Below are 12,956 nucleotides of genomic sequence, written 5' to 3' on the forward strand. Positions count from 1 at the left end.
CGATGGCCCGACGCATCGCCGAAGGCGCAGGCGGGGTCCTGTCCTATTTCACCCGTCACCGCACCGCCGCCAACCTGGTGCTGGTGGTCCTGATCGCGCTGGGCCTGTCGGCGGCGCCCCGAATGCGCGCCCAGTTCTTCCCCGACGTGATCATCGACAGTGTCTCGGTCTCGGTCGCCTGGGAGGGGGCCGGCGCCGAGGACGTGGATGCCGGCATCGTGCAGGTGCTGGAACCCACGCTTATGGCCGTCGAGGGGGTCGAGGAAAGCTCGGCCCGGTCCAGAGAAGGCAGCGCCAGCATCTCGCTGGAATTCGAGCCGGGCTGGGACATGTCCCGCGCCGCGGACGACGTTCAGGCGGCCGTGGATTCCGTCACCACCCTGCCCGACGAGGCCGACGAGCCCGAGGTGCGCCGGGGCGCCTGGCGCGACCGCGTGACCGACGTCGTGATCACCGGGCCCGTGGGCCCCGACCAACTGGGCCGATTTGCCGACGAGTTCGTCGCGCGGCTGTTCGCCGAGGGCGTGACGCGCACCACGATCCGCGGCCTTGCCGCGCCCGAGACCATCGTCGAGGTGCCCTCGTCCGAGTTGATCCGAAACGACGTGACCATGGCCGAGATCGCCGCGGCCATCGAGGCCGAGGCCGACACCGCGCCAGCGGGCGACGTGACCGGGGCCAACGCGCGGGTGCGCACCGGCGTGGCCAAGCGCGGCGCCGACGAGATCGCAGCCATTGTCCTGCGCTCGAACGAGGACGGATCGGCGCTGACCATCGGCGATGTGGCCCATGTCCGCGTCGAGGGAGTGGACCGAGAGCGTGCCTATTTCGTCGGCGACAACCCGGCGATCTCGGTACGGATCGACCGGTCGGACAAGGGCGACGCGATCTCGATCCAGCACCAGGTCGAAGACGTCGCCGCCGCGTTCACCGCCACCCTGCCCGCCGATGTCAGCGTCGATCTGATCCGAACGCGTGCCGAATACATCTCGGGCCGTCTGGATATCCTGCTCGACAACGGGCTGACCGGGTTGGTGCTGGTCGTCACCCTGCTGTTTCTGTTCCTCAACGCGCGCACCGCCTTCTGGGTGGCGGCGGGCATTCCGGTGGCGATGCTGGCCACGATCGCGCTGATGTACGCGGCAGGGATCACGCTGAACATGATCTCGCTTTTCGCACTGATCATCACGCTGGGCATCGTGGTGGACGATGCAATCGTGGTGGGCGAACACGCCGATTTCCGTGCCCGGCGGCTGGGCGAAGGGCCGGTCGAGGCCGCCGAGAACGCCGCCCGCCGCATGGCCGCGCCGGTGTTTTCCGCCACCATCACCACTGTGATCGCCTTTTTCGGGCTGGTGGCCATCGGCGGGCGCATGGGCAACATGATCGCCGACATCCCGTTCACGGTGATCGCCGTTCTGCTGGCCTCGCTGGTGGAATGCTTTCTGATCCTGCCCAACCACATGGCCCACGCGCTGACCCATTCGGCCAAGCAACACTGGTACGACTGGCCCTCGCGCTTTGTGAACCGGGGCTTCACGTGGTTTCGCCGGGTGATCTTCCGGCGGCTTATGGCGGGTGTTATCTGGGCGCGTTACCCGGTGCTGGCGCTGACCGTTCTGGTGCTGGCCAGCCAGATCACCGTGTTTTTGCGGGGCGACGTCACCTGGCGGTTTTTCAACGCGCCCGAGCAAAGTTCGGTCTCGGGCAATTTCGCAATGCTGCCCGGCGCCAGCCGTGCCGACACGATGGCGATGATGGCAGAGATGCAGCGCGCCGCCGAGGCCGTTGCCGACAGCTATGAAGAGGAACACGGGCGCAACCCGCTGGACTACGTGATCGCCGAGGTGGGGGGAAATACCGGCCGCGGGCTATCGGGCGCCGACACAAAGGAGGCCGATCTGCTGGGCTCGATCGCGATCGAGCTGATCGACGCCGACCTGCGCCCCTATTCGTCGTTCGAATTCGTCGGCGCGCTGCAGGACGAGGTGCGCCAGCATCCCATGGCCGAGACCGTCAGCTTTCGCGGCTGGCGCTCGGGGCCCGGGGGCGATGCGCTGGACGTCGAGTTCTACGGCGCCGGGTCCGACACCCTGAAATCCGCCGCCGAGGCGCTGAAGAGCGCCGTGGCGCAATACCCCGAGGTCTCGGCGGTCGAGGACAGCATGGCCTATGACAAGGAAGAGCTGGTGCTCGACCTGACGCCCCAGGGCTCGGCACTCGGGTTTTCCATGGACGAACTCGGCCGCGTTCTGCGGCACCGGCTGAACGGGATCGAGGCGGCGACCTATCCCGACGGGCCGCGCTCGGCCGAGATCCGGGTCGAGCTGCCCGAGGGCGAGCTGACCGCCGATTTCCTCGACCGGATGCAGCTGCGCGCGCCCTCGGGTGCCTATGTGCTGCTGTCCGATATCGTCACCGTCGAACGGAGCACGGGGTTTTCCACCGTCCGGCGCGAAAACGGGCTGAGGGTGGTCTCGGTCACCGGCGATATCTCCGAGGACGACCCGGCGCGCGCCGCCGAGATCATGAAGGCGCTGGAAGAGACGATCCTGCCCGAGATCGAGACCGAGCACGGCGTCGCCTGGCAGATGTCGGGCCTTGCCGAGCAGGAGAACGAGTTCCTGCGCGATGCCCGCACCGGGTTCGTGCTGACCATGCTGGGCATCTACCTGACGCTGGCCTGGATCTTTTCCAGCTGGACGCGGCCGGCGGTGGTTATGGCGATCATCCCCTTCGGCCTGGTGGGCACGATCTACGGCCACAACCTTTGGGACGTGCCCTTGTCGATGTTCTCGGTCGTGGGGCTGATCGGCATGGCCGGGATCATCATCAACGATTCCATCGTGCTGGTGACGACGGTGGACGAATACGCCGAAACCCGCGGGCTGACGCCCGCGATAATCGACGCGGCCTGCGACCGTCTACGACCGGTTCTGCTGACGACGCTGACCACGGTGCTGGGCCTGTCGCCGCTGCTTTACGAGCAGTCGCAGCAGGCGCAATTCCTGAAACCCACCGTCATCACGCTGGTCTACGGGCTGGGCTTCGGAATGGTGCTGGTGCTGCTGGTGGTGCCGGCGCTGCTGGCGATGCAGCAGGACGTGGGCAAGCAGGTGCGCGCCTACCGCAAGGCGCTGCGCGCGCCGCGCCGGGTGCGCGGGCTGGCGCTGCTGGCCGGCAGCGCGGCGGCGCTGGTGGGGCTGATCTTCGCGGCAACGCTGGGCCACACCCTCGTCACGGGCGCCCTGCCCGCGGCGCTGACCGGCGCGTTGCCGCCTCTGGCCGCGGCGCCGGCGATGCTCGCCGCGCTGGGGCTGTTCCTGGCGGCGGTGGCGCTGGCGCTGACGGTGGTCTATTTCCTGGCGGCGCTGGCAATCGGGCTGCGCCGGCGCGGCGCGTCCAGATCCACCTCGGCGACCGCCGAAACCGGGTAAGACGCCTGATAACGGCGGCAAGGCACGGCGCGGGCCGCAAGCATGACAACCTGTGACAGAGTGTTCCCGCCAGCCGCGGCGGTGCTAGCGCCCCGTGCAGCCGCGTATGTCGATCGCCCGTGCGCTGCCCAACAGGGTGATGCGCACGCTGGAGCGGTCCAGCGCAAAGGGCGTGCCGGTGACGGGCACGAGGTCGCTGCTGGCGATCAGCCGGCCGCCCTCGCGCCGAAGATCAGCCTCGGACACCCAGATCGAGGGGTCGGGCAACTCGAACACCACCGCCTCGCCGCGGCCGAGCGAGGGCACGTCGATCTCGGCGGTCAGGCGCAGGCCGTCCGAAATCGGGTCGATGTCGCAATGCACATCGCCCAGCTTGGCCTGGGTGGCGGTTTCGGGCTGCGCGGCCAGCGCGGCGCGAATCGGCGCGGTCTCTCCTGCGCCGGGAAGGCTGGCCGAAACGTCCAGCGTCATGGGCATGCAGATGTCCTGGCACACGCCCAGATCCACCGACAGGGCCAGCCCAAGCGGCTGGTCGGGATCGCGCGGCGTCAGTTCGACCGGCAGCACTACCTGGCCGTGATAGCCGATGGTTCGCATCCCGTTGCTGTCGAATACGTCCGGCCGCGGCCAGTAGATCCGCGCCGCGCGCATGTTGTCGGACCCGCGCCAATCAAAGCGCGGCGGAATGCCGGCATCGCCCGGCGCGCGCCAGTAGGTCTTCCACCCCGGCGCCATTTTCAGCCGCAGCCCGGCCATGTGGGTGCCGGTCTCGGTCTGCCAACCGGGCAAGAGCTCGGCCGTGATTACCCCGTCGCCGGGATTGCCCCCCTGAGCGGGAACCGAGAAGAGGGCGACAAGAACGGCCGGGGCCGCCACAGCTTTGAGCATGCGATCCATCATCCCGCCAAAATAGGCAGCGGCGCGCCGAGACGAAATCACATTCGGGCGACGGCCACGTGAATTTTGTCGCGCTGCCTTGCACGGGCGGGGGCGCGGCTTCATCCTTGGGGCATGGCATCGACGTCGCATCCGATGCAGCTTGGCGGCAAGCTGCTGATCGCCATGCCGGGCATGGGCGACCCGCGCTTTGACAAAAGCGTGGTGTTCATGTGTGCCCATTCCGACGACGGCGCGCTGGGCCTGATCGTCAATAAGCCCATGGACGAGCTTAGTTTTGGCGACCTGCTGGCGCAGCTCGAAATCCCCAAGACCGACCGCACGCGCGACATACGGGTGCATTTCGGCGGACCGGTCGAGCATGGCCGGGGCTTTGTGCTGCATTCGGGCGATTACCGCTCGAACAGCGCCTCGACGCTGCGGGTCGATTCGCGCTTTGGCATGACCGGCACGCTGGATATTCTTGAGGATATCGCCCAGGGGCACGGGCCGCAGGCCTCGCTATTGGCGCTGGGCTATGCCGGCTGGGGGCCCGGTCAACTGGAGGGCGAAATCCGCGAAAACGGCTGGCTGACCTGCGAGGCCGCGCCCGATATCGTCTTTGGCACCGAGGACGGGCGCAAGTGGGAACGCGCGCTGGCCACCCTAGGGATCGACCCCCTGGTGCTGTCGGCGGCCGCCGGGCGGGCCTGAGCCCGGCCTCGTCCCGCGGCGGCTGCACCAGACCGCACTGAACGGCCTCGCATTCGAGAAACCGTGCGAGATAGGCGGGCAGGTTGCGGAAATCATCCCCGCCGAGGATCGCGCGCGCCTGATACCCGTCCAGCACAATGCGCAGCCAAGGCGCGACGGGCGCCTTGCCGCATCACGCCTTGAGCGCGAGATGCGGCGACAGCACGTCTATGCCCTGGGCGCGGCCCACGGCGTAGTAGGTCAGGTGCCCACCGTGGACGTTGAGCCCCTCCAGAAGGTGCGGGTCGTCCTCGCAGGCGGCCTGCCAGCCCTTGTCGGCAAGCGCCAGCATGTAGGGCATCGTCGCGTTGCCCAGCGCGATGGTCGCGGTGCGCGCAACAGCGCCGGGCATGTTGGCCACGCAATAGTGGATGATCCCGTCGACCTCGTAGATCGGGTCGTCATGGGTGGTGGGGCGCGAGGTTTCGAAACACCCCCCCTGGTCGATCGCCACGTCGAGCAGAACCGCGCCGGGTTTCATCACCGCAAGGTCGTCGCGGCGCACCAGCTTGGGCGCCTCGGCCCCGGGGATCAGCACCGCGCCCACCACCAGATCGGCATCGCCCAGCAACTCGGCCAGCGCGCCGGCCGAGGAATAGCGCGTGCCGAACTGCCCGCCGAAGACGTCGTCGAGATAGCGCATGCGCGAAAGCGACCTGTCCAGCACGGTGACATGGGCGCCCATCCCCGAGGCGATGCGCGCGGCGTTGGTGCCGACCACGCCGCCGCCGATCACCACCACATTGGCGGGACCCACCCCGGGCACACCGCCCATCAGCGTGCCGCGCCCGCCATTGGCCTTTTGCAGCGCCCAGGCGCCCATCTGCGCGGCCAGCCGCCCGGCGACCTCTGACATCGGCGCCAGGAGCGGCAGGCCGCCCTCGGAATCGGTCACGGTCTCATAGGCGATGGCGGTCACGCCGCTGGCCATCAATTCGCGCGTTTGCGCGGGGTCGGGGGCGAGGTGGAGATAGGTGAACAGCACCTGCCCCTCGCGCAGCATCGCGCGCTCTTTCGCCTGCGGCTCTTTCACCTTCACCACCAGGTCGGCACTGGCGAAAATCTCTTCCGGCCCGTCCACGACGCCGGCGCCGATGGCGCGGTAATCCTCGTCGGGAAAGCCCGCGCCGACCCCGGCGCCGGCCTCGATCAGCACCTCGTGGCCATGGGCCACGGCCTCGCGCGCGGCGTTGGGCGTCAGCCCGACGCGGTATTCCTGCGCCTTGATCTCTTTCGGGCACCCGATCAGCATGTCGTTCCTCCCTCTTGTCCCGATACCAGCATTAATCGGGACGCGGGCAAATGCTTTGAAAATCCGCCGCCGCTCCGGTTGACTGGCGGTCAAATCGTGCAAGCATGGCCGCAAACATCGAAGGATCCTGCGTGAACGGCGAAATCGACACCACCGACAGGCGCATTCTGGCCGTCCTGCAAAAGCATGGGCGCATTTCCAATGCCGAGCTGTCCGAGCGGGTCAACCTCTCGCCCTCGGCCTGCCACCGCCGCGTTGCGCGGCTGGAGGCGGCGGGCGTCATCCGCGGCTATGTCGCGTTGCTGGATGCGCGGCGTGTCGAGCGGCCCACCACCGTTTTCGTCGAGATCACGCTGTCGGGCCAGGCCGACGACATTCTCGACGCGTTCGAACGCGAGGTGGCGCGCATTCCGGACGTGCTGGAATGCCACCTGATGGCGGGCAGCGCCGATTACCTGCTCACGGTCGTGGCGCGCGACAGCGAGGATTTCGCCCGCATCCATCGCCAGCACCTGACCCGTCTGCCCGGCGTTGCGCAGATGCAGTCGTCCTTTGCGCTCAGGACCGTGTTCAAGACCACCGCCCTGCCCGTCTGACCGGGCGCGACAGCGCGGGCTTTGCCGCCGCGCCCTTGCCATGGCAAGAGACCGACGAAGGAGAGTGCCATGACCGACCTCGACGAGGCGCCCAAACGCGCCGCCATCATCGACGCCTGCCTGAAGATGAACGCGGTAGGGCTGAACACCGGCAACGCCGGCAATATCAGCGTGCGCCACGCCGAGGGGCTGCTGATTACCCCCAGTTCGATCCCCTACGAGGCGCTGGTGCCCGACGACATCGTGTTTCTCGGCCTCGACGGCACCGTGCGCGGCAACCGCAAGCCGTCGAGCGAGTGGCGCTTTCACCGTGACATCCTGCGCGCGCGGGCCGACCTGGGCGCCGTGGTCCACGCCCATGCGCCCTACTGCACGACGCTGGCGATCATGCACATGGACATCCCGGCGGTGCATTACATGGTCGCCGCGGCGGGCGGCGGCGACATCCGCTGCGCACCCTACGCCACCTTCGGCACCCAAGAGCTGTCGGACAAGGTGCTTGAGGCGCTGGAGGGCCGCAAGGCGTGCCTGATGGCCCATCACGGGATGCTTGCCGCCGAGGCGAGCCTGGACAAGGCGATGTGGCTGGCCGTCGAGGTCGAGGCGCTGGCGCGCCAGTATCACGGCGCGCTGCTGATCGGCGACCCGCCGGTATTGTCCGACCAGCAACTTGCCGAGGCCGTGGCGCAGTTTTCGGCCGGCTACGGTCAGGCCGAGCGCGACCCGGACCAAACCGCCTGAACGGCCGATCCGGGCGGCGGCCACGCGATGCGGGTGGCGCATTTCCGGCGTCTTTCGGTCCGGGCCTCAGCAGATGCCGCGGCCAGGTGGATATCCGGTGCCTCGATGCGCCACCATCGCCGGATCAGCCGGCAACCCGCAAGATATTGCGCCAATCCATGTCGAAGTCAGAGATCAGGGCCCTGTAGCCGGCGCTCTGCCCCAGCGCGTCGTAGGTCTTCTCGATGGCGTCCATCGAGGGATACCCGACGATGAACAGGCGCCGCCCCGCGGCGGGCCCGGTCATGATCGTGCAATAGCGCAGGATCATGGCGCCGTTATCCTCGAAATGGGGGACCTCGACCCGCATTTTGTCGAGCTTGAGGTCGGGACAGCCCCATCGCGTGACAACGCCGTAGGCCGGCGTATCGGTCGAGGGGTTTTTCAAGGCCAGATCCTCGATCTTCATGATATTGCGAAGGGTCACGGCGATGTGGCCACTCGAAGTGATCGCCTTGTAGGTAGAGGACGACTGGTAGACGCCAAAGGCCGCGTCGACCCCGTTCAATTCCTCGTAGGTCTGGAACAGGATCAATTGGCCCGTTTGTTCCCCCGTCATGATCAAGCCGTAGCGCGTGGTCGCCGCCCCGGCCTGTTGTTTGAGCTCGCCGCAAAGCGTGCCCAAAAGCTTCAGAGCTTCGCCCACGAAGGAAACCGAGCAGGATGCGACGGTTATCATCATGTATTTCGGTGAAGGCATAGAACTACCCCCCATTGAGTTGCGGTCACCGGCGGACCGGTTGGCCACTGATCGAGGTAGCTTGCAGAGACGCGCCTCACGGCAGCTTGTTCAGCCCAGGGCTAATGAAAGGCTTGCGCTGGTTTAGAACCACTCTATCACACTGGCCGGTACAGCGCTCGCAGAACCGGTCGGCGCTCGCGGCGGAATTCGCTGCGCGATCCGCCGGCGCGAGGGGCTGGGGGCGATGGGCCGGCCTCTTGTGAAGGGGCGCGGCATTCGGCCCGGGGCCCTTCAACGCAACGCGCCCGCCCGGCGGTCGGCCGGACGGGCGCGAAATTACCGGGTGACGCGGGCCTCAGGCCAGCGCGGCCTTGGCCTTTTCCACGATGGCGCCGAACGCCTCGGGCTCGTTCACGGCCAGGTCGGCCAGCACCTTGCGGTCGACCTCGATACCGGCGCTGTTCAGCCCGTTGATGAAACGCGAATAGGTCAGCGCCTCGTCATGGCTGCGCACGGCGGCGTTGATCCGCTGAATCCACAGCGCGCGGAAGCTCCGCTTGCGGTTCTTGCGGTCGCGCGTGGCGTACTGGTTGGCCTTGTCGACGGCCTGTGTGGCGGTCTTGAAGGCGTTCTTGCGGCGGCCATAATAGCCTTTCGCGGCCTTGATGACCTTCTTGTGACGGGCGTGGGTGGTGGTTCCGCCTTTGACTCGGGACATTTCTCAGGCCTCCTTAGCGCGAATACGGCATGTAGGACTTGGCGAGTTTCTCATCCGGCGTGGAGAGAACATCGGTCCCGCGGGCATTGCGGATGAATTTCTTCGTCCGCTTGATCATGCCGTGGCGCTTGCCGGCCTGTCCGCATTTCACGCGGCCGTTCGCCGTCACCTTGAAGCGCTTCTTGGCGCTCGACTTGGTCTTCATCTTGGGCATTTCCGTCTCCTCTTCGAGCGGTTATGGCGCGACTCGGCATGCCACATCGGCCGGCCGCACCGGGTAGAAGGCGCCCGTATAAAACCGGGGCCGCACGCTGACAAGTGGAAATCGGGCGGCGCCGGGCGCGCCGCGACGTGCGGCGACGGGCTGTCAGGGCCGCGTCACTCGGGCTCGACGTTGAAGATCAGCCGTTCCTCGCAGGGCGCCACGCGCAGGATGTTGGTCGAGCCGGGGATGTTGAAGGGCAGGCCGGCGATCACGATGATCTGGTCGTCGCCCTCGCCATAGCCGCCCTCGCGCACGGCGCGTGCGGCGCTGACCACCGCCATCTTGAAGCGTTCGACCTTCTCGTTGAAAAAGCAGTTGATGCCCCAGCTCAGCGACAGCCGCCGGCCGGTCGCGGCCGAGGGGGTCAGCGCGATGATCGGCACGCGCGGCCGCTCGCGCGCGGTTTTCAGCGCGGTGGTGCCGGATTCGGTAAAGCAGCAGATCACCTTGATATCCGCCGTCTCGGCGATCTCGCGCGCTGCGGCGACGATGCCGTCGGCCACGGTCGAGCGGTGGGCGTGGCGGCTGGCCTCGATGATGTCGCGGTAGACCGGGTCGCTTTCCACCTCGATGGCCACGTTGTTCATCGTGGTCACTGCCTCGATCGGGTATTGCCCGGCGGCGGATTCGGCCGACAGCATCACCGCGTCGGCGCCCTCGTAGATCGCGGTGGCGACGTCCGAGACCTCGGCCCGGGTGGGCATCGGGCTTTCGATCATGCTTTCCAGCATCTGCGTGGCCACGATCACCGGCTTGGCCGCGGCGCGGCACTGGCGTACCAGGCGCTTTTGAATCGGCGGCACGTTCTGCACCGGCAGTTCGACCCCCAGATCGCCCCGGGCGACCATGATTCCGTCGGAAACCGCCAGGATCTCTTCAAAGCAGCGCACCGCCGAGGGTTTCTCGATCTTCGACAGGATCGCGGCCTGGTCGCCGACGATGGCGCGCGCCTCGGTCACGTCGTCAGGGCGCTGCACGAAGCTGAGCGCGATCCAGTCCACCCCGAGCGTGAGCACGAAATCGAGATCGCGCCGGTCCTTGTCGGACAGCGCCGCCAGGGGCAGCACCACGTCGGGCACGTTGACGCCCTTGCGGTTGGAAATCGTGCCGCCCACGATCACCTCGCAATCGGCGAAATCGGGCCCGCAGGAACGGACCTTGAGCCTGAGCTTGCCGTCATTGACCAGAAGCGTGGCCCCGGGTTCGAGCGCGGCAAAGATCTCGCGGTGGGGCAGTTGCACCCGTTTGCTGTCGCCCGGCACATCGTCGAGATCGAAGCGGAAGGGCTGCCCCTCGTCGATCTCTACCGCACCGTTGGCGAAGGCGCCGCAGCGCAGCTTGGGCCCCTGCAGGTCGGCCAGGATGGCGATCGGCCGGCCGGTGTCTTTCTCGATCTTGCGGATGAGGGCATGGCGCCGGGCGATCTCGTCATGCGTGCCGTGGCTCATGTTCAGGCGGAACACGTCGGCCCCGGCCTCGAACAGGGCGCGGATCATCTCGTAGTCATCCGAGGAAGGCCCCAGGGTGGCCACGACTTTCAGATTGCGTAAACGTCTCATCCTGCCCCATCTGTAATTCGGTCCCGCGCATGGTATGCGCCGGTATGCACCTTCTCTAGGCCGAAACGGCGCCAGCTGACAACTGGCGCTTGCGTCGCGGCTGACGTAAATGGATGTGAACCGAAAAGATGACAGCCCAATGACCTTTCACCCCTACCAGACGATAGACGCGGGCCGCATGTCACGCTGGCTGGTGACTTGCGACCATGCCGCCAACACCGTTCCGCCCTGTGTCAACGGCGGCGACCTGGGCCTGCCGCCCGAGGACATGTCCCGCCATATCGCCTATGATCCGGGCGCTGCGGGCGTGTCGCGCCGGCTGGGCGAGCTTTTGGACGCGCCGGTCGTGCTGTCGAATTTCTCGCGCCTGGTGATCGACCCCAACCGGGGGGAGGACGACCCCACGCTCTTGATGCGGCTTTACGACGGCACGGTGATCCCGGCCAATCGCGGCGTGGACACCGCCGAGCGAGAGCGGCGTCTCGGCGCCTTTTACCGGCCCTATCACGACGCGGTGGCCCGGCTCGCGGCGCGGCGCCCCGATACAGTCTACCTCGCCGTGCACAGCTTTACCCCGCGGCTGAACGGGCGTGGCGACCGGCCCTGGCAGATCGGCATACTGCACGCCGCCGACGCCCGCCTCGCCGGGCCGCTGATCGACCGCCTGCGGGCCGAGCCCGACCTTTGTATCGGCGAGAACGAACCCTATGGCGGGCACCTGCCCGGCGATTCCGTCGACCGGCACGCGATTGCCAACGGCCTGCCCAACGTGCTGATCGAGCTACGTAACGACGTGATCGTCACCGAAGAAGACCAGATCGCCTGGGCCGACCGGCTGGCCCCCATCCTCGAAGAGGTGCTGGCCGAGACCGGGCTATGAAAGGAGAAGAGATGGACGACAAGACCCGCACCGAGATCGAGGCCGCCGCCTTCCGCCGCCTGCAACAGCACCTCATGGAGGACCGGCCCGACGTGCAGAACATCGACCTGATGAACCTGGCCGGGTTCTGCCGCAACTGCCTGAGCCGCTGGATGGAAGAGGCCGCCGCCGAGCGCGGCGTCGAGCTGTCGAAAGAGGCCGCGCGCGAAGCCTTTTACGGCATGCCCTATGACGACTGGAAGGCGCAGAACCAGACCGAGGCGAGCCCCGAGAAACAGGCCGCCTTCGAAAAGGCCTTTGCCGAGAACGTGGGCAAGGACCGGGGCTGAGCCAGCGCGCAGGGCGTTTGACGGCGGCTTTGCGGGACAGAGCTGCCATAAATTCAACGGCAGGTTTCGGAACGGGCCAAAAACGGTCGTTTTCGCCTGTGACAGAAACGTATGAGTTTTGTCATTGTCTGCTGATTTCTTTCGCATGCCTTTCCGAAAGCCGTCTTTCAAGGGAGCCCAGATTTGGCCGATTGCGGGAAACCGGCTATCTTCCTGCGAAATGCTTCGGAAAAGGATGCGGATATGTCATCTGGGCACACAGGCCGCTGTCTTTGCGGAAATGTTAGCTACGATACGGGTAAAGATCCCCTTTGGGTAACGGTCTGCTACTGCCGGTTCTGCCAGCGCGCCACGGGATCGGATCGAATGATCGAGCCGATTTTCGAACGGGACTCCTTTGCCTTCAAAGGCGGCGCTCCCACGGTTTACACCTTGCCATCAGACGGGAGCGGCAAAGACATCAATGTCCATTTCTGCGAAAAATGCGGCACTAAGCTTGCATTGACCTTCGAGCGTTGGCCGGACCGAATTGGAATCTACGTCGGCACCCTGGACGATCCGGTGTCGATTGAACCAACCAAAGAAAACAGCAAACATATCTTCGCGTCAGAGGCGCGTCCCGGGACGATTTTGCCGCCGGGTTTCAAGATTTTTGACCGTCATGCCACCGAGAATGACGGCACGCCAATTGAGCCGACAGTCCACTCAACGCCTTACGTCGTTGAGAATTGGTGACATGCGTCATGCCGGATCGTATAGCGGCGTTGCGGCACATGGATGCCAATAACCCCTGGACAAAACCTCCCGGTCAAAAACGGTCGTTTCTGTC

Annotated in this window: 13 protein-coding genes; 7 read left to right on the forward strand and 6 right to left on the reverse strand. The window is 66.5% G+C overall.

Annotated features, from left to right (window positions below; all coding sequences use genetic code 11):
• Positions 1-2: 2 nt before the first annotated feature.
• A complete protein-coding gene (locus Ga0609869_RS05965) occupies positions 3-3,437 on the forward strand; it encodes an efflux RND transporter permease subunit (protein ID WP_125405612.1) in 3,435 nt (1,144 codons plus the stop codon).
• Between the two features lie 84 nt (positions 3,438-3,521).
• Here Ga0609869_RS05965 and Ga0609869_RS05970 read toward each other — a convergent pair whose 3' ends face one another.
• Positions 3,522-4,325: a protein-disulfide reductase DsbD domain-containing protein gene (locus tag Ga0609869_RS05970; protein WP_245972284.1), complete on the reverse strand. Its 804-nt coding sequence runs from the start codon at positions 4,323-4,325 to the stop codon at positions 3,522-3,524.
• Between the two features lie 123 nt (positions 4,326-4,448).
• Here Ga0609869_RS05970 and Ga0609869_RS05975 point away from each other — a divergent pair, with 123 nt between their 5' ends.
• Positions 4,449-5,027 (forward strand): YqgE/AlgH family protein, encoded by a 579-nt coding sequence (locus Ga0609869_RS05975; RefSeq protein ID WP_245972282.1) that lies wholly within the window; start codon positions 4,449-4,451, stop codon positions 5,025-5,027.
• 172 nt (positions 5,028-5,199) lie between these two features.
• Here the strand turns inward: Ga0609869_RS05975 and ald are convergent, their stop codons facing one another.
• Positions 5,200-6,318 (reverse strand): alanine dehydrogenase, encoded by a 1,119-nt coding sequence (gene ald / locus Ga0609869_RS05980; protein ID WP_125405607.1) that lies wholly within the window; start codon positions 6,316-6,318, stop codon positions 5,200-5,202.
• 131 nt (positions 6,319-6,449) lie between these two features.
• Here ald and Ga0609869_RS05985 point away from each other — a divergent pair, with 131 nt between their 5' ends.
• Positions 6,450-6,914, forward strand: coding sequence for an Lrp/AsnC family transcriptional regulator (locus Ga0609869_RS05985; RefSeq protein ID WP_245972281.1), 465 nt, complete (start codon positions 6,450-6,452; stop codon positions 6,912-6,914).
• 69 nt (positions 6,915-6,983) lie between these two features.
• Complete coding sequence (locus Ga0609869_RS05990) at positions 6,984-7,655, forward strand: class II aldolase/adducin family protein (protein WP_125405602.1); 672 nt, start codon at positions 6,984-6,986, stop codon at positions 7,653-7,655.
• Positions 7,656-7,779: 124 nt separating this feature from the next.
• Here the strand turns inward: Ga0609869_RS05990 and Ga0609869_RS05995 are convergent, their stop codons facing one another.
• The 4 genes from Ga0609869_RS05995 to pyk form a co-directional block, all read right to left on the reverse strand.
• A complete protein-coding gene (locus Ga0609869_RS05995; protein WP_125405599.1) occupies positions 7,780-8,394 on the reverse strand; it encodes a DUF6854 domain-containing protein in 615 nt (204 codons plus the stop codon).
• A 337-nt stretch (positions 8,395-8,731) separates the two neighbouring features.
• Positions 8,732-9,094 (reverse strand): 50S ribosomal protein L20, encoded by a 363-nt coding sequence (gene rplT / locus Ga0609869_RS06000; protein WP_125405596.1) that lies wholly within the window; start codon positions 9,092-9,094, stop codon positions 8,732-8,734.
• Positions 9,095-9,107: 13 nt separating this feature from the next.
• On the reverse strand, positions 9,108-9,308 hold the full coding sequence (rpmI, locus tag Ga0609869_RS06005; protein WP_125405593.1) for a 50S ribosomal protein L35: 201 nt from the start codon (positions 9,306-9,308) through the stop codon (positions 9,108-9,110).
• A gap of 164 nt (positions 9,309-9,472) precedes the next feature.
• On the reverse strand, positions 9,473-10,918 hold the full coding sequence (gene pyk, locus Ga0609869_RS06010) for a pyruvate kinase (RefSeq protein ID WP_125405590.1): 1,446 nt from the start codon (positions 10,916-10,918) through the stop codon (positions 9,473-9,475).
• Between the two features lie 139 nt (positions 10,919-11,057).
• Here pyk and Ga0609869_RS06015 point away from each other — a divergent pair, with 139 nt between their 5' ends.
• From Ga0609869_RS06015 to Ga0609869_RS06025, 3 genes are all read left to right on the forward strand, one after another.
• The gene (locus tag Ga0609869_RS06015; RefSeq protein ID WP_125405587.1) at positions 11,058-11,798 is read left to right on the forward strand and encodes an N-formylglutamate amidohydrolase; all 741 of its coding nucleotides are present in this window, start codon (positions 11,058-11,060) and stop codon (positions 11,796-11,798) included.
• 11 nt (positions 11,799-11,809) lie between these two features.
• A complete protein-coding gene (locus tag Ga0609869_RS06020; RefSeq protein ID WP_125405584.1) occupies positions 11,810-12,127 on the forward strand; it encodes a DUF1244 domain-containing protein in 318 nt (105 codons plus the stop codon).
• Between the two features lie 243 nt (positions 12,128-12,370).
• On the forward strand, positions 12,371-12,862 hold the full coding sequence (locus Ga0609869_RS06025) for a GFA family protein (protein ID WP_125406327.1): 492 nt from the start codon (positions 12,371-12,373) through the stop codon (positions 12,860-12,862).
• Positions 12,863-12,956 lie beyond the last annotated feature (94 nt).

Source organism: Rhodovulum iodosum (genome assembly GCF_041020385.1).
In the GTDB taxonomy this organism is placed as follows: Bacteria; Pseudomonadota; Alphaproteobacteria; order Rhodobacterales; family Rhodobacteraceae; genus Rhodovulum; species Rhodovulum iodosum.